The organism is Amycolatopsis echigonensis (assembly GCF_002846615.1).
GTDB lineage: Bacteria > Actinomycetota > Actinomycetes > Mycobacteriales > Pseudonocardiaceae > Amycolatopsis > Amycolatopsis echigonensis.
In genome coordinates this window covers 2,115,474-2,130,743 of the sequence record NZ_PJMY01000003.1, presented here as the reverse complement: position 1 = coordinate 2,130,743, position 15,270 = coordinate 2,115,474, and the positions used below count along the sequence as shown (strand labels likewise).

At 68.2% G+C, this 15,270-nt stretch carries 13 protein-coding genes and 1 tRNA gene; 7 read left to right on the top strand and 7 right to left on the bottom strand.

Annotated features, from left to right (window positions below; translation table 11 throughout):
* Positions 1–20 precede the first annotated feature (20 nt).
* The gene (locus ATK30_RS14640; RefSeq protein WP_101436059.1) at positions 21–1,598 is read left to right on the top strand and encodes a YfjI family protein; all 1,578 of its coding nucleotides are present in this window, start codon (positions 21–23) and stop codon (positions 1,596–1,598) included.
* Between the two features lie 403 nt (positions 1,599–2,001).
* On the opposite strand, the gene ATK30_RS14635 is transcribed toward ATK30_RS14640, so the two are convergent.
* Positions 2,002–2,373: a hypothetical protein gene (locus ATK30_RS14635; RefSeq protein WP_101436058.1), complete on the bottom strand. Its 372-nt coding sequence runs from the start codon at positions 2,371–2,373 to the stop codon at positions 2,002–2,004.
* A gap of 116 nt (positions 2,374–2,489) precedes the next feature.
* Between ATK30_RS14635 and ATK30_RS14630 the strand changes: the two genes are divergently transcribed.
* Entirely contained in the window at positions 2,490–2,690 is a 201-nt protein-coding gene (locus ATK30_RS14630; RefSeq protein ID WP_101436057.1) for a helix-turn-helix transcriptional regulator, read from the top strand.
* On the top strand, positions 2,690–4,093 hold the full coding sequence (locus tag ATK30_RS14625) for a tyrosine-type recombinase/integrase (RefSeq protein ID WP_101436056.1): 1,404 nt from the start codon (positions 2,690–2,692) through the stop codon (positions 4,091–4,093). The genes ATK30_RS14630 and ATK30_RS14625 overlap by 1 nt, the downstream gene beginning before the upstream one ends.
* A gap of 123 nt (positions 4,094–4,216) precedes the next feature.
* Here ATK30_RS14625 and ATK30_RS14620 read toward each other — a convergent pair.
* Positions 4,217–4,298, bottom strand: a tRNA-Tyr gene (locus ATK30_RS14620).
* Between the two features lie 118 nt (positions 4,299–4,416).
* Between ATK30_RS14620 and ATK30_RS14615 the strand changes: the two genes are divergently transcribed.
* The gene (locus ATK30_RS14615) at positions 4,417–4,908 is read left to right on the top strand and encodes a YajQ family cyclic di-GMP-binding protein (RefSeq protein ID WP_101436055.1); all 492 of its coding nucleotides are present in this window, start codon (positions 4,417–4,419) and stop codon (positions 4,906–4,908) included.
* 37 nt (positions 4,909–4,945) lie between these two features.
* On the opposite strand, the gene ATK30_RS14610 is transcribed toward ATK30_RS14615, so the two are convergent.
* Complete coding sequence (locus tag ATK30_RS14610; RefSeq protein ID WP_143271378.1) at positions 4,946–5,128, bottom strand: hypothetical protein; 183 nt, start codon at positions 5,126–5,128, stop codon at positions 4,946–4,948.
* 594 nt (positions 5,129–5,722) lie between these two features.
* On the opposite strand from ATK30_RS14610, the gene ATK30_RS14605 reads away from it, so the two are divergent.
* Both ATK30_RS14605 and rfbA read left to right on the top strand, forming a co-directional pair.
* Positions 5,723–6,871 (top strand): hypothetical protein, encoded by a 1,149-nt coding sequence (locus ATK30_RS14605; protein WP_101436053.1) that lies wholly within the window; start codon positions 5,723–5,725, stop codon positions 6,869–6,871.
* A 75-nt stretch (positions 6,872–6,946) separates the two neighbouring features.
* Positions 6,947–7,828 carry a glucose-1-phosphate thymidylyltransferase RfbA gene (gene rfbA / locus ATK30_RS14600; protein ID WP_101436052.1) on the top strand — a complete coding sequence of 294 codons (882 nt, stop codon included), beginning with the start codon at positions 6,947–6,949 and terminating at the stop codon, positions 7,826–7,828.
* An 82-nt stretch (positions 7,829–7,910) separates the two neighbouring features.
* Here the strand turns inward: rfbA and lon are convergent, their stop codons facing one another.
* The 4 genes from lon to ATK30_RS14585 form a co-directional block, all read right to left on the bottom strand.
* The gene (gene lon, locus ATK30_RS14595) at positions 7,911–10,313 is read right to left on the bottom strand and encodes an endopeptidase La (protein ID WP_101436051.1); all 2,403 of its coding nucleotides are present in this window, start codon (positions 10,311–10,313) and stop codon (positions 7,911–7,913) included.
* Positions 10,314–10,399: 86 nt separating this feature from the next.
* Complete coding sequence (locus ATK30_RS45030; protein WP_158242468.1) at positions 10,400–10,540, bottom strand: hypothetical protein; 141 nt, start codon at positions 10,538–10,540, stop codon at positions 10,400–10,402.
* On the bottom strand, positions 10,537–11,385 hold the full coding sequence (locus ATK30_RS14590) for an SAM-dependent methyltransferase (protein ID WP_101436050.1): 849 nt from the start codon (positions 11,383–11,385) through the stop codon (positions 10,537–10,539). The genes ATK30_RS45030 and ATK30_RS14590 overlap by 4 nt, the downstream gene beginning before the upstream one ends.
* A 35-nt stretch (positions 11,386–11,420) precedes the next feature.
* Positions 11,421–12,362, bottom strand: a complete 942-nt coding sequence (locus tag ATK30_RS14585; protein ID WP_101436049.1) for a GNAT family N-acetyltransferase — start codon at positions 12,360–12,362, stop codon at positions 11,421–11,423.
* Positions 12,363–12,611: 249 nt separating this feature from the next.
* On the opposite strand from ATK30_RS14585, the gene ATK30_RS14580 reads away from it, so the two are divergent.
* Positions 12,612–15,233 (top strand): putative bifunctional diguanylate cyclase/phosphodiesterase, encoded by a 2,622-nt coding sequence (locus ATK30_RS14580; RefSeq protein ID WP_101436048.1) that lies wholly within the window; start codon positions 12,612–12,614, stop codon positions 15,231–15,233.
* The last annotated feature ends 37 nt before the right edge of the window (positions 15,234–15,270 follow it).

The following is a 15,270-nucleotide window of genomic DNA, read 5'->3' as shown; positions in this document are numbered from 1 at the left end:
CACGTCAGTGGAGGACGTTCATGTCCGCACAGCCCGACAACATCCGGAAGTTCCCGGACCGACCCGCTGGAGAGGAGGCACCCGTCCCCGTCGACCGGATCGGCGCGCCTTGGCCGGACAAACCTGCTCCGTTGTCGACCGTGCAGGCATTGTCGGTGTTTCCGCTCGCGGCGCTGCCCGCCTGGCTGGCCGACTACACCGAAGCGGTGGCCGAGATGCTGCAGGTGCCGGTCGACCTTCCCGGTTCGCTGGGCCTGGCTGTGCTGTCCACCGTGGCCGGCGGCCGGGTGACGGTGTCGGTCCGGGAGGGCTGGAACGAGCAGCCGAACATCTACACCGTGGTGATCATGGAGCCCTCGGCACGGAAGTCGCCCGCGTTCACGGCGATGACCGAGCCGATCCGCGAGCTGGAGCGGGAACTGCGGATCGAGGCCAAGCACCAGATCGAGGCCGCGCGGATGCAGCAGCAGGTCGCCCAGAGCACCCGAGACAAAGCCCAGAAGGCCGCCGCCGAGCTGATCGGTGACGACGCCGCCGACGCCGACCGGGAACGCGCGATCGCCGAAGCGGTCGACGCGGCGCTGGCCGCCGACGCGATCGAAGTCCCCGCCCAGCCCCAGCTGATCGTGGACGACATCACCGTGCAGAAGGTCGCGACCATCCTGGCCCAGCAAGGCGGGCGCCTGGCCGTGCTGTCCGACGAAGGGACGATCTTCGAGAACATCGCCGGCCGCTACTCCGGCAACGTCAACGCCGAGGTGTTCCTCAAGGGCTACACCGGCACCGAGCTGCGCGTCGACCGCGGCGACCGCAGCGAGTTCGTGTCCCGGCCCGCGCTGACCCTCGGCCTGACCATCCAGCCGACCGTGATCGAAGACCTGCCCCAGAAGCTACGCGGCAACGGGTTCCTCGCCCGGATCCTGTTCTCGCGGCCAGTGCCGATGTCCGGGCGACGCAAAGCCCGCACCGCTGCGGTCCCGGCCGACGTGGCCGCCGCCTACAACACCAAACTGCTGTCCATCGCCCACCAGCTCTACGGCTTCGACGACCCCGTCTCACTGACGTTCTCGCCCGCCGCCGACAACCTGATGGTGGAGATCCAGGAGGAGATCGAACCCAAGCTCGACCCCGCCACCGGTGAATGGGCCCACATCGCCGACTGGGCCGGGAAACTCGCCGGGCAGACCGCCCGGATCGCGGGGCTGCTGCACCTGGCCGAACACCCGCTCAACCCATGGAACACCCACGTCAGCGAGGACACGGTCGCCAACGCATGGTGCGTCGCGCGCTACTACGCCGCCCACGCCCAAGCCACCCTCGAACAGATCGGAGCCGACGGCACCGTCCGCAACGCCAAAGCCATCCTCTCCCGCATCTCCGACCCGAGCTGGCCGCTGGGCAACCGGTTCAAGCTCCGCGACGCCTTCCGCGTCACTCGCCACACGGGCATGCAGAAGATGGAGGACTTCAAACCCGCGTTCGAACTGCTCGCCGACCTCGGCCACGTCGCCGCCGAAGCCGAACCCGACCGCGCCGGGAAAACCGGCCGCAAACCCAGCCCGCACTACTGGCTCCACCCCGACTACCGCACCACCTGACCCGCACCTGCACGAACGCCCCGGGACAGAACGCACACAACGCACACAACGCGGACGCTGCCGCGTTTCCGCAGCTCACCACCTCGGGACGGGCAACTGTCACCGACGCACAGAACGCCGCACAAAACGAGCCCGTTGGACAGAACGCGCACACAACGCCCGGCAACCGGCCACCGCCGATCTCACTCGCCGTGAGCAACGAAGGCCACTGCCGGCGCTTTCGCCGCGTTCTGTGCGACGGGCCCCATTCTGTCGGCGTTCTGTGCGTCCGAACCCGACACGGCAATTACCGACCCTGACCAGCGACAACGGTGCATCCGCCACCGTTGTGTGCGTTGTGTGCGTTCTGTCCCGGACCGACCGCGTGGGCAACTGCCACGGTCACGTCACGTTGTTACCCGACCTACTGTGCGTTCTCGCGCCGGATCAGCACCGCGACGGTATGGCCGGGCGAGTGCCGGGCCCGCCATGCCGTCACCTCGACCCGCCAACCGTTCTCGCCTAAGAACACGAAATCCTCGAACGCTTCCTCGTGGAGCTGATACGGCTCGGCAACGTAAATCCACTCACCCGTACGAGAATCAGTCAGCCGGTAGGTGTGATCGCACCACGCTGCCAGCCGTGCGTGCTCAGCCTTCCCGTGGCGCTCCGCCAGAAGCGGGCCCGGACCCTCATTTTCTGGCCAGAGGCGGAACTCTCCGTCTCCGGTGTGGCACGGACACAGGGCGATCAGCCCGACTTCCGGGTCATGGTCTTGGACCGTCGATGGCTTCATAGCCGGGAGCATACCGAGAACTTTGTTGCGAACGACCGCAAATCCGACGGAACGAAAGGAAGTACAGCTCTGCCCCGTCCCGCTGCCCGCGCCGAATTAGGAAAGGTCACCACCACATGGCCAACGCCAACAGCAAACTGCTCACGCTCGCTGAAGTCCTGGAGGAACTTGGTGGAGTAGCTGTCTCGACGTTCTACGACTGGCGCGCGAAGGGTAAAGCGCCCAGGTGCGTCAAGCTGCCGAACGGCGATCTCCGTTTTCGCCGAGCAGATCTTGACCGTTGGATCGAAAGCCGTACGGAAAAGAAGGCTGCCTAATGCCAAGCTCGTACAACGTCAAGGTCTGGAACAACCAGCGGCGAAAGCATCGCAGCGGCAACTACACCTACCGGGCGCGCTGGACGGTGGACGGAAAGGAATTCAACGAGCCTTTCCGAACTTCAGGACTCGCCGATAGCTTCCGATCGGACCTCGTCACCGCTACGCGCAAAGGCGAGCCGTTCGACACGGAGTCGGGCCTGCCGCCATCGATGGTAAAGGAAGCTGCTCTCGCGGTGTCCACGTTCGCGCTGGCGTGCGATTACGCCGACATGATGTGGCCGAACGCCTCACCGAAGTACCGGAAGTCGATAGCGGGATCGCTTACGAAGCTGACAATGGGCGCGTCGAAACGCTCCCTCCCGAGGGACCCGACGTTCCGGCGCACTCTCACGAGTGTGTTCAACGCCAAACTGCGACTTGAGGCTGACCTGGAGGAGGAGATGGACATCGTCTCGAAGCTGCGTGCAGCTGGATACTCCGACGCGGCAGTGGAATGCGGCGCGGAGGCGGAGTCGAACAGTCGTCGGGCATCCGAATTCGCGAAGCCAGAGGTGCTGCGCGCGGTGCTCAACGGATTCGAGCGGAACTTGGACGGCTCGAAGGCGGCCGCCGACACAGTGCGGATCCGCCGCGCCGCTTTCAGAGGGTTCCTTGACTACGCAGTAGAGCGGGGGGTCCTGGACTCGAATCCGCTGGAGGAAGTGAAGGTAAAGAAGCGCACCTACGAACTGAAGGAGGTCGACCCGGCGTCGGTCGTCAACCCAATGCAAGGCCGCATGTTGCTGGCCGCTGTGGCCGAGCGCGATCCGGAGCTGGAGGCGTTCTTCGGCACGATGTACTACGCCGCTCTCCGTCCGGAGGAAGCTGCCAACCTCAACAAGCGCAACCTGTCGATCCCTGCGGAGGGAGCAGGCTGGTTGATCATCGACTCGGCGCGTCCCGAAATCGATGCCGGATGGACGGACTCCGGCGAAGCGTCTGAGGCAGGACCGTTGAAGCATCGGAATGTCGGGTCGAGTCGGTCAGTACCGTGCACTCCGCAGCTGACGGCGTTGCTGCACAAGCACATCGCCCGCTACGGCACCGCACCTGATGGCCGGCTCTTCCGTGGCAGCCGGAACGGCGGGCGGATCAGCAGCACCGTCTACGGCCGAGCGTGGGCAGCAGCCCGGTCATCCGTGTTCACGCCAGAGGTACAAGCCAGGCCGATCGCCAAACGCCCCTATGACCTCCGTCACGCAGCGGTTTCCACCTGGCTGTCCAGCAACGTCGAAGCCACCAAGGTCGCGAAATGGGCAGGGCACAGTCTCGGAGTCCTCATGCGCGTGTACGCGAAGTGCCTGGACGGTGGCGACCAGGCAGCTATGGACCGGATCGAGCGCGGCTACATGAGCTACTGAGCCTGCGTCCGTGATGCGTCCGCAGATCGGCCAAATCAACCGGAGTCAGCCGGAAAGAACCGGAAGAAGCAAGATCACCCCCGTGACGGGTTCGTGCTGGTCACGGGGGTGATTGGGCTGGTGTGGCAGGTGAGGGATTCGAACCCCCGAAGGCTGAGCCGTCTGATTTACAGTCAGATCCCTTTGGCCGCTTGGGTAACCTGCCATGGCCGGGCGAACCGGCCGGGAAGAAGGATACCCAACGGTCCGGACGGCCGGTCAACCGGGATGCCCCGGCGCTACGCTGGGGGTCCCTGACGAGCTGAGACAAGGTGTGAGGACACGTGGCGGATCCCTCTTTCGACGTGGTGAGCAAGGTCGACCGCCAGGAGGTGGACAACGCGCTCAACCAGGCCAGCAAGGAACTGGGCACGCGGTTCGACTTCCGCGGCACCGGAACCGGCATCAGCTGGTCCGGCGAGGAAGCCATCACGATCGAGTCGGAGACCGAAGAGCGCGCCCTCGCGGCGGTGGAGGTCTTCAAGGAGAAGCTGATCAAGCGGAACATCTCGCTGAAGGCCTTCGAAGCCGGCGAGCCCGCGATCTCCGGCAAGACCTACAAGATCAGCGGCAAGATCCTGCAGGGCATCGCGTCGGACAAAGCGAAGCAGATCGCGAAGTTCATCCGCGACGAGGGCCCGAAGGGCGTGCAGGCCCAGATCCAGGGCGACCAGCTGCGGGTGTCGGGCAAGAAGAAGGACCAGCTGCAGGAGGTGATCTCGCTGCTGAAGGGCAAGGACTTCGAGATCGCTCTGCAGTTCACCAACTACCGGTGATCCGGGGGCGCTGCGGGCGTTCCCCGTCCGCAGCGCCTCACCAGGTCGCGAAGGTCCAGTCCGCCTCGAACGTTTCCACCGCCACGTACGTGGGTCCGGCGAGCGGGAGCTCCCCGGTGGTCTCGCCGATGTGGTTCACCATCAGATGCGGGTACCCGTCGGCCAGGAGCCAGACTCCGTTCGAGCCCTTCGAACCCGTGGAGAACTTTCCCCGGGCCATGCCCGGGGGCACCGCCAGCACCGCGTCGCCGTGGTTCGAGGACTGGCACTCCGCGGTAGCCGGTGATCGTCGCGGTCCACGAGCCCGTCGCCTCGACCGTCAGCGTGTGCACCGATTTGCCGCCAGGGGAGACGTTGAACCAGGCCGTCCCGTGGCAGGCGGCACCGTCGTTGACGAGCAGGCTTTCCGTGCCGTCCGTCGTTACGGCGATGTGCCCGGTGCACTTCGGACAGTCGAAGGTGAGGAACTCCGAGACCCCGGACGGCCAGGTCAACGGCACGGTCGCGGCGTTCTTGCCCTGGTGGGTTTCCGTCGGGTTCTCGGCGAGACGAGGCTTGTCCGGCCGCGGCAGCGGAGGCAGAACCGGTGCGGGGGTGCGGCCGGGTTCGGCTTCCATCGGATACCTGATCGCCCCGACGGGGCCTCCGGATGATCTTTCGTCACGCTCCGCCCAGTCGTTACCCGGCGGGCGCCCTGAACAGCCCAAGCGATCTCCTCGAAGGGGTGGATTCACGCGGGTGACCAGGCGAAATCGCGGGTGGCGGGACGACCACGTGGTGTAATCGCCCGTCCGGTCGTGAGAGGAGTTTCTGGATGCGCCGCTGGACTCCCGTGCTTGCCTTCCTCACCTCGCTGGCGGTCCTCGTGACCGCGATCGCGCCCGTCGCGGAGGCCGCCGACAAGAAGCTGCTCGTGTCCGGCTTCGGCTCGTACCCGCGGCTGATCCGGCTGGAGTACTCGCCGTTCGGTCGAGGGACCATCATCGCGGCGCTGACCAGCGAGGACGGCAACGGCCGATTCGCGCCGATCCTCGAAAGCACCGACGAGGGCGCGAGCTTCCACCAGATCAGCGAGATCCGCGACCCCGACGCCAAGTTCGGCCAGTGCTGCGGAACCCTCTACGAACTGCCGCAGCGGGTCGGCCGCATGCGCGCGGGCACGCTGCTGTGGGCGGCCACCTACCGCCAAGACGCGGGTGCACAGCGCCGGATGGGGATCAAAGTGTGGGCCAGCCGCGACGGCGGCCGCAACTGGCGGTACCTGTCCGAGGCCGCGCTGTCGCACAACCACGACGGCATCTGGGAGCCGGAGTTCACTGTGGACGCCGGCGGCACGCTCTGGCTGCACTACGCCGACGAGACGCAGGCGCCGAAGTACGGCCAGGTGCTCAACCGCGTCGCCTCGACCGACGGGATCACCTGGGGCACCAAGCAGCTCACCATGGCGATCGGGCCGTCCCGGGTCCGTCCGGGCATGCCGATCATCCGCAGGCTGCCCGACGGCCGCTACTGGTTCGGCTACGAGATCTGCAACTACCGCGACCGCTACTGCGATCCGTATTACAAAATCTCCGCCGACGGCGCGAACTGGGGCGATCCTTCCGACCCGGGCACCCGCGTCAACACCGCGAGCGGCAACTACTTCCAGCACGCCCAGACCACCACCCTGTTCCCCGGCGGCCCGAACGGCGTGCGGCTGGTGATGGTCGGCCAGATCTACACGGCCGCCGACGGCACCCCGGTGTCCGGAAACGGCCAGACGCTGCTGGCCAACGACAACTTCGGGGCCGGGAACTGGTACGAACTCCCCGCGCCGGTGCACATCAGCGGCATCTACAACAACTACTGCCCCAACTATTCGTCCACGGTGCTGCCGGTCGACGGCGGGAAGAACGTGCTGGAGATCGCCACCGAGTACGCGCACGGCTGTCAGGCGTTCTTCGGCAAGGGCCCGGCGTTCTGAGTTGAGGGAAGGTTCAGACAGCCTCGAAGCTCACTCGGTACGGTGAACGAACACCACCGCACGTGAGGAGGGGCTGTGAAGGGCATCGTGCTCGCCGGGGGCAGCGGAACCCGTCTGCATCCGATCACGCAGGCCGTGTCGAAGCAGCTGCTTCCGGTCTACGACAAACCGATGATCTACTACCCGATCTCGGTGCTCATGCTGGCCGGGATCCGGGAGATCCTGGTCATCTCGACGCCGTCCGACCTGCCGAACTTCCGCCGCCTGCTCGGCGACGGCAGCCAGTTCGGGCTGTCCTTCTCGTTCGCGGAACAGCCGAGTCCGAACGGTCTCGCCGAGGCGTTCGTGATCGGCGCGGACTTCGTCGGCGACGATTCGGTCGCGCTGGTGCTCGGGGACAACATCTTCTACGGCCAAGGCTTTTCCACGACCCTGCGCACCGCGGCGACCGATCTCGAGGGCTGCGTCCTGTTCGGGTACCAGGTGAAGGACCCGGAGCGCTACGGCGTCGGCGAGATCGACGAGAACGGCAATCTGCTGTCCATTGAGGAAAAGCCCAAGAAACCGCGCTCGAACAACGCGATCACCGGGCTGTACTTCTACGACAACGAGGTCGTCGACATCTCCCGCAGCCTGAAGCCTTCCGCGCGCGGCGAGCTGGAGATCACCGACGTCAACCTCTCCTACCTGCACCGCGACCGGGCCAAGCTGATCGAACTGAGCCGCGGTTTCGCCTGGCTCGACACCGGCACGCACGATTCGCTGCTGGAGGCCGGTCAGTTCGTGCAGGTGCTGGAGCATCGGACCGGGGTGCGGATCGCGTGCCTGGAAGAGGTCGCGCTGAAGATGGGTTTCATCAGCGCGGACGAGTGCTATGCGCTGGGCGCCAAACTGGCCAAGTCGGGTTATGGCGAATACGTGATGAATGTGGCTTCGCTCGCCGGGGCACGGCGCTGAATCCGTAGGTCCACACAGGACTGACGGGAAGGGCTCCTTGAAGGAATCAGATTCCCTCAAGGAGCCCTACCCGGACCGACGGTCAGGCCGCCTGCGGAACCTCCGAAGAAGCCGGCGTCAGAGCCAGCTCCAGCACCTCCCGCACGTTGGCCACCGCGTGCACTTCCAGCTGCGACAGCACTTCGGCCGGCACATCGTCCAGATCCGGCTCGTTCCGCTGCGGGATGATCACCGTCTTCATCCCCGCCCGGTGCGCGGCCAGCAGCTTCTGCTTGACCCCGCCGATCGGCAGCACCCGGCCGGTCAGCGAAACCTCACCGGTCATCGCGACATCGGCCCGGACCACGCGGCCGGACAGCAGCGAAGCCAGTGCGGTCGTCATCGTGATGCCCGCTGACGGACCGTCCTTCGGCACCGCGCCCGCCGGGACGTGCACGTGGATTCCCCGCTCTCGCAGGTCTCCCACCGGCAGTTCCAGCTCCGCACCGTGCGAACGCAGGTACGACAGCGCGATCTGCACCGACTCCTTCATCACGTCACCCAGCTGCCCGGTGAGCTGCAGGCCCGAAGCCCCGCTCTCCGGATCGGCCAGCGACGCCTCGATGTACAGCACGTCCCCGCCCGCGCCGGTGACCGCCAAACCCGTTGCCACGCCTGGCAAAGACGTCCGCTGGGTCGCGGTCGGCAGCGAGGATTCCGGCACGTGCCGCGGGCGGCCGAGGTAGGTTTCCAGGTCCTCGGCGGACACCGTCAGCGGCAGCGAGACCGAGCCCAAAGCCACCTTCGTCGCGATCTTCCGCAGCACCTTCGCGATCGTCCGGTTCGCGTCGCGCACCCCGGCTTCGCGGGTGTACTCGGCGGCGATCCGGCTGAACGCGTCGTCGGTCAGCACTACGTCGCCGGACGCCAGGCCGGCTCGCTCGAGTTCGCGGGGGAGCAGGTGATCCCGCGCGATGGTGACCTTCTCGTGCTCGGTGTAGCCGTCCAGCGTGACCAGTTCCATCCGGTCCAGCAGCGGGCCGGGGATGGTTTCCAGCGCGTTGGCCGTCGCGAGGAAGACCACATCGGACAGATCCAGTTCCACCTCGAGGTAGTGGTCGCGGAATGTGTGGTTCTGTTCCGGGTCCAGCACTTCGAGCAGGGCGGCCGTCGGGTCGCCGCGGTAATCGGCGCCGACCTTGTCGATCTCGTCGAGCAGCACGACCGGGTTCATCGAGCCGGCCTCCTTGATGGCCCGCACGATCCGGCCCGGCAGCGCACCGACGTACGTGCGCCGGTGGCCGCGGATTTCCGCCTCGTCCCGGATGCCGCCCAGCGCGACGCGCACGAACTTCCGGCCCATCGCCTTCGCGACGGACTCGCCCAGCGACGTCTTGCCGACCCCGGGAGGACCGGCGAGCGCGAGCACGGCGCCGGAACGCCGTCCGCCGACCGGGCCGAGGCCCGATTCCGCGCGACGCTTGCGCACGGCCAGGTATTCGATGATCCGTTCCTTGACGTCGTCCAGGCCCGCGTGGTCCGCGTCGAGCACGGCGCGCGCGGCGGCGATGTCGTAGACGTCCTCGGTCCGCTCATTCCACGGCAGCTCCAGCACCGTGTCGAGCCAGGTCCGGATCCAGCCGCCCTCCGGCGACTGCTCGGAGGTCCGCTCCAGTTTGTCGACCTCGGCGAGTGCGGCCTTGCGCACCGCGTCCGGCAGGTCGGCGGCCTCCACGCGGGCGCGGTAGTCGTCGTCGGCCGCGGTGCCGTCGAGTTCGCCCAGTTCCTTGCGGATCGCTTCGAGCTGGCGGCGCAGCAGGAATTCCTTCTGCTGCTTCTCCATGCCGTCCGCGACGTCCTTGCGGATGGTCTCGGTGACCTCCAGCTCGGCCAGGTACTCCCGGCTCCACTCGAGGGCCTTCTCCAGCCGGACGCTGACGTCGAGCGCGCTCAGCAGCTCCAGCTTCTGGTCCGTGGACAGGTACGGCGCGTTGCCGGCCAGGTCGGCGATCGCGGACGGCTCCTCGACCTGCTGGACGGCGTCGATCATCTGCCAGCCGCCGCGCTGCTGCAGCACGGAGATGACCACGGCCTTGTACTCCGAGGCGAGCTGTGCGGTGCGGTCGTCGGAGGCTTCCTCCGCGGCGTCGGCGTGCACCCAGCGGGCCGCGCCGGGTCCGTCGGCGATCCGGCCGACGACGGCGCGCGCGGTGCCGCGCAGCAGCACGGCGGACTTGCCGCCCGGAACGCGGCCGATCCGTTCGACGGTCGCGACGGTGCCCAGTTCGGCGTACTCGCCGTGCACGCGCGGGACGATCAGGACTTCGGCCTTGCTCGCCGCGCCCGAGCGGATCCCGGGGAACGACGCGGTCGCGGGGGTCTTGGCTTGTGCGGACTCCACTGCGGCCCGGGTCTCTGCGTCGCCGAGGTCGAGCGGGACCACCATGCCCGGCAGCACGACGTCGTCATCGAGCGGGAGGACGGGCAGGAGGCGGGGGTCGGACATGTGCACTCCTCGAATAGTTGAGTCTGAGGTGCTCAACTCTCCGAAGGGCGGGTTTGTTTCCCAGGGAGTGTTCGCTGGGAGAGAAGTCAGGGCTTGCGCGCGACCGCACCCCACGCGAACGGCCGGACCTCCGCCGCGAACGCGCGCACTTCGGCGGCCCGCTCCGGCGGAGCGTCGTCCCGGCAGGTGGCGACGTCCACGCCTCGCGGCGCGTCCGGCGCGGTCATGGCTTGCGCGCCACCCCGCACCAGGCGAACGGGCGAGCCTCCGCCTCTACCGCGTTCAGCTCGCGTTCCGGCCGCCAGTCCGGCAGATGCGTGATCCCCGGCTCCAGCAGCGGCCAGCCGCCGAAGAACGGCTCGATCTCTTCCCGGTCGCGCAGCCACACCGGGTTGCTCGTCTTGCGGTACTGCTCGACGAACCAGCGCAGGCCTTCCAGCGCCGGACCGCTGCCGTCGCCCTCGCTCATCTGCGAGATCGCCAGCCAGCTGCCGGACACGAGCTTGTCGCGGTAGGCGCGCACGATGGCGTCCGGATCGTCGTCCGGGCCGACGAAATGCAGCACCGCCATCAGCATCACGCACACCGGCTTGTCGAAGTCGATCAGCTCGCGAGTGCGCGGGTCGTTCAGCACGGCCCGGGGATCGCGCATGTCCGCCTGCACGATCCCGGCCCAGTCGGTGGCCGCCTCGTCCTCGAGGATCAGCGTCGCGTGCGCCACGGCCACCGGTTCGTAGTCGACGTAAACCACGGTGGCCTGGTCGTCGTCGCCGAGCGCGGCCTCGACCACCTCGTGCACGTTGCCCGCGGTCGGCACGCCGGAGCCGAGGTCGAGGAACTGACGGATGCCCGCGTCCAGCGCGGCGCGCACCACGCGGTTCATGAACTCGCGGTTCTGCTTCGCGCCGGGCCGGGCGAGCGACCACATCTTTTCGACCTTGCGGCCGAATTCCCGGTCCACGGCCCAGTTCTGCGTGCCGCCCAGGTACCAGTCGTAGACCCGCGCGGCCGAGGGTTTCTCGACATCGACGCCTTCCGGCGCTTTCGGTGCGGCGTCGGGCTTTTCGGTCACTGGGACTCCCCTCGGATGGCCTGGCGAACGCCAGACTAGCGAGAACGCACGGCGGGCCGACGCTGCCAGCCGGTCCACAGCGGCCGATAGCCCTGCGCGTACCAGAACGGCGTCGACCGAGGGTTCGCCACGGCGTGGTGCAGCAGCACGACATCCGCCCCCGCCTCGTCGAAGACCTGGTGCGCGTGCGCGGCCAGCGCGGTGCCGACACCGGACGACCGAGCCGCCTCGGAAACCGCCAGCGACGACAGGTAACCCACGCGGGAAGCGGCGACCCGGTGCCGGATCCAGCCGGTCTCGTCGGGCATCTGCAGCACGACCATGCCGAGCGGCTGGCCGTACAGCTCCGCGATCCACACCTGCGGTTCGGGCCGTTCGAGGTGATGCAGCAGTTCCTTGGTGATCAGTTCCTCGACGCCGGGACGGAGCGTGACCCGGCCGAACTGCGCGTCGTACCGCTGCAATTCGAGCTGCAGCGTGACCGCGGTGGAAAGGTCGTCCGGAGTCGCGTGCCGGATGCAGACGCCCGGCGTCGCGTCGGGTCCGGCGGCCATCCGCTGCGCCGGACGGACCGCGAGCACGCCGACCGGGGCGAAGCCGTGCCGGAGGAGTTCGGTGGCCCCGGCGGTGTCGCGGCTGGGCCGGGAGAGCACCGCGGCGCACTCCGTATCCCCCACTCGGGCGAGGGACCGCAGGTGTTCATCCCATCGAGTGAGCAGGGCGTCAAGTCCGGCGGCCGGGTCGGGACCGGCGAGCTGCACCTCCAGCCGGTGCTCGACGAGTGCCCGCCACATCGAGCGCGGGCTGTCCGGGCCGAGTCCGGTGCAGGTGCTCAGCCCGGCCGCGGTGGTGTCGCCGACCTCGGCGGAAAGCAGGACGGAATCCCCTCCGACCTCGAAGGGGGCTGGCGCGGGAAGCAGCGCGTCCACCGTGGCGATGCGCGCCGCATGGCCGGTGGCTGTCACGTCGTTGTGCATACCCCCATTGTCCGCCGATCGGGTCGGAAAAGACCCCCAGAACACTCCCCGGCAGGCGGGTTCCGGGGTGAACCGGGAGTTTCACTCCTTGGTCCACGCAGGTCAGAGAAGAACGCCCATTGTTAACCCTGGGGTGATCTCCTACTGTCTCGAAAGGGACGCCGGTACGCCCTACGGGGTAAGGTGGCGCCCTCGCCCACACCTGACGTCACGGACGAGCGCGACCGGGCAGCCGGGAAGGAAGGTCGGATGCCGGACAGCAACGCCCATCCCGGTACCGCGCCGGAGGCGATGGGCTCGGGAGGTGCTGGCTCCGCACCGGCCGAAGGCCGCTCGGACGAGAGCCGCTTCCGTATTTACACCTTCTTCGTCCTGGGCCTCGGCCTGCTCGCGGCCTTCGCCGTCGGCGCCTGGCTGCCGTTCCACGGCTCGGCGAAGCTCTGGTGGATCGGCCCGGTGCTCGCGGTCGCCTTCCTGCTCGCCGAGCAGCTCGGCATCAACGTCGACGTGCGCAGCGGCATCTCGTGGACCATCTCGTTCACTGAGATTCCGCTGGTAATCGGTTTCTTCGTCGCCCCGTTCGAAGTCGTGCTCGCCGCGCATCTCGTGGCGGGCATCGGCACGCTGCTGGCCCGCAAGGTCGCCGGCCGCGTCCTCTACAACGCGGGCGCGTTCCTGCTCGAAATCACCGGTGCGTTCGCCGTCGCCGGGGTCGTGCACCTGGCCATGGGCGGCGGGCCGACCATTCCGTGGGTCGCCGCGCTCGCCGGGACGCTCACCGCGCCGCTGGTCAGCACGCTGCTCGCGCTGGCCGCCGTGCGCGTGCTGCGCCGCCGGATGCGCGTGAGCACCGCGATCCGGCTGACCGGCCGCATCCTCGTGGTCGGGTTCGTCAACGCTTCGGTCGGGCTCACCGGCTACCTCGTCATCGCGAGCACCCCGCAGGCCTGGCCGCTGGTGCTGGCGGTGTTCCTCGGCCTGACCGCGCTGTACTGGGCTTACTCCGATCTGCTCCGCGAACAGCGGGACATGGAGGCGCTGTCGGACGTCAGCCTGATGGTCGCGCGGTCCGGGCAGCAGGCCGCCGCTCGTCCGGCCAGCCGCGGCGAAGAGCTGGTAGGCGGAGTCGACGTGCGCGAATGGGCCACGATCGCCGAGCGGATCAAGGACCAGCTGTCCGCCGGACGCGTCGTGCTCCGGCTGCGGCTGGAACCCGACGATCCGATGCGCGTCGTGGTCGCGGGCAACGAACTGCCGCCCGCCGACCCGGCCAACGACGATCCGCTGCTGCGCCTGCCCGGCGCGCACGTCCGGCACTTCCGCATCACCGAGGCCAACCCGGACGTCCGCGCGGCGCTGCTCGAGCGCAGTGCGCAGGAAGCGCTCGTGGTGCCGCTGCGCAGCGCGAACCGGCTGCTCGGCGTCGTCGAGGCGCACGACCGGCTGTCGCGATGGCGCGGCTTCGGCAAGTACGACGTCCAGCTGCTCGGCACGATGGCCAGCCACCTCGCGACGTCGCTCGACAACCGGCGGCTGCTCGCCACGCTCCGCCACGACGCCTACCACGACCCGCTCACCGGGCACCTGAACCGGCCCGGATTCCAGCAGGTCTCGCGGGATCCGCTGCGCGAATCGGCGGAGGTCGTGGTGCTGCGGATCGACCTCGACGTCTTCTCCACCGTCAGCGACGCGCTCGGCTACTCGTGGGCGGACCGGATGGTCGTCGCCGCGGGCACGCGCATCCGCGGTGCGCTCGGCCCGGACGTCCCGCTCGCCCGGCTCGAAGGCGCGTCCTTCGCCGCGCTGCTCGTGGACTGCACGGTCGACGACGCGCATCGCGCGGCCGAACGGCTTCGCGTGCAGCTCTCCGAGCCGTATCCGGTGGACCGGCTCTCGGTCGAGGCCAACGCGATGATCGGCTACGCCAGCTCGGTGGACGACGCCGGCGAGGTCGACGTCGACGGCCTGCTGCAGCGCGCGGACGTCGCCGTTCGCGCCACCCGCGGCGGCGAGGAAGTGCGCGGCTACGTGCCGAGCATGGGACAGATCTTCCTGCGCCGGTTCCAGATGGTCACGCAGTTCCGGCAGTCGCTCGAGGACGGCCACGTCTCCGTGCACTACCAGCCGAAGGTGACGCTGCCCAACCGCCAGGTCCAAGGCGTCGAGGCGCTCGTGCGCTGGGTGCACCCGGAGTTCGGCAGGCTCGGCCCGGACGAGTTCGTGCCCGCGATCGAGGCAGCCGGCCTGATCGGCGTGCTGACGTCGTTCGTCCTGGAGCAATCGCTGAAGCGCGTGCGCAAATGGCTCGACGAGGGCCTGCGGATCTCCGCGGCGGTCAACCTGTCGGTGCGGAACCTGTCCGACGACGACTTCCCGGCGAAGGTCCAGCGCGAACTGGAACGCTTCGACGTGCCGCCGGAATTGCTGACTTTCGAACTGACCGAGTCCGGCGTGATGTCCGACCCGCAGAAGGCGCTGCCGATCCTGCGCGAACTGCACTCGCTCGGCATCGTGCTCGCGGTGGACGACTTCGGCACCGGCTATTCGTCGCTCGCGTACCTGCGCCAGCTGCCCGTCGACCAGGTCAAGATCGACAAGAGCTTCGTGCTCGGCATGGGAACCGATCTCGGCGACCTCGCGGTGGTGCGGTCGATCGTAGAGCTCGGGCACTCGCTGGGCCTGACGGTGGTCGCGGAAGGCGTCGAGGAGGACGTGGCGCGCGATCAGCTCGAGGCGATGGGATGTGACGTCGCCCAGGGCTACCTGATCTCGCGGCCGCTGCCGGAGGACCGCCTGGAGGCGTGGCTGCAGGCCCGCACGGCACGTTCGCCGGGACGCCACTCGGAGACCGTGCTGACCCTCCTGACCTGAGGTTTTGCGGTTAACCGACCCCGGTTGCACGGGTCGC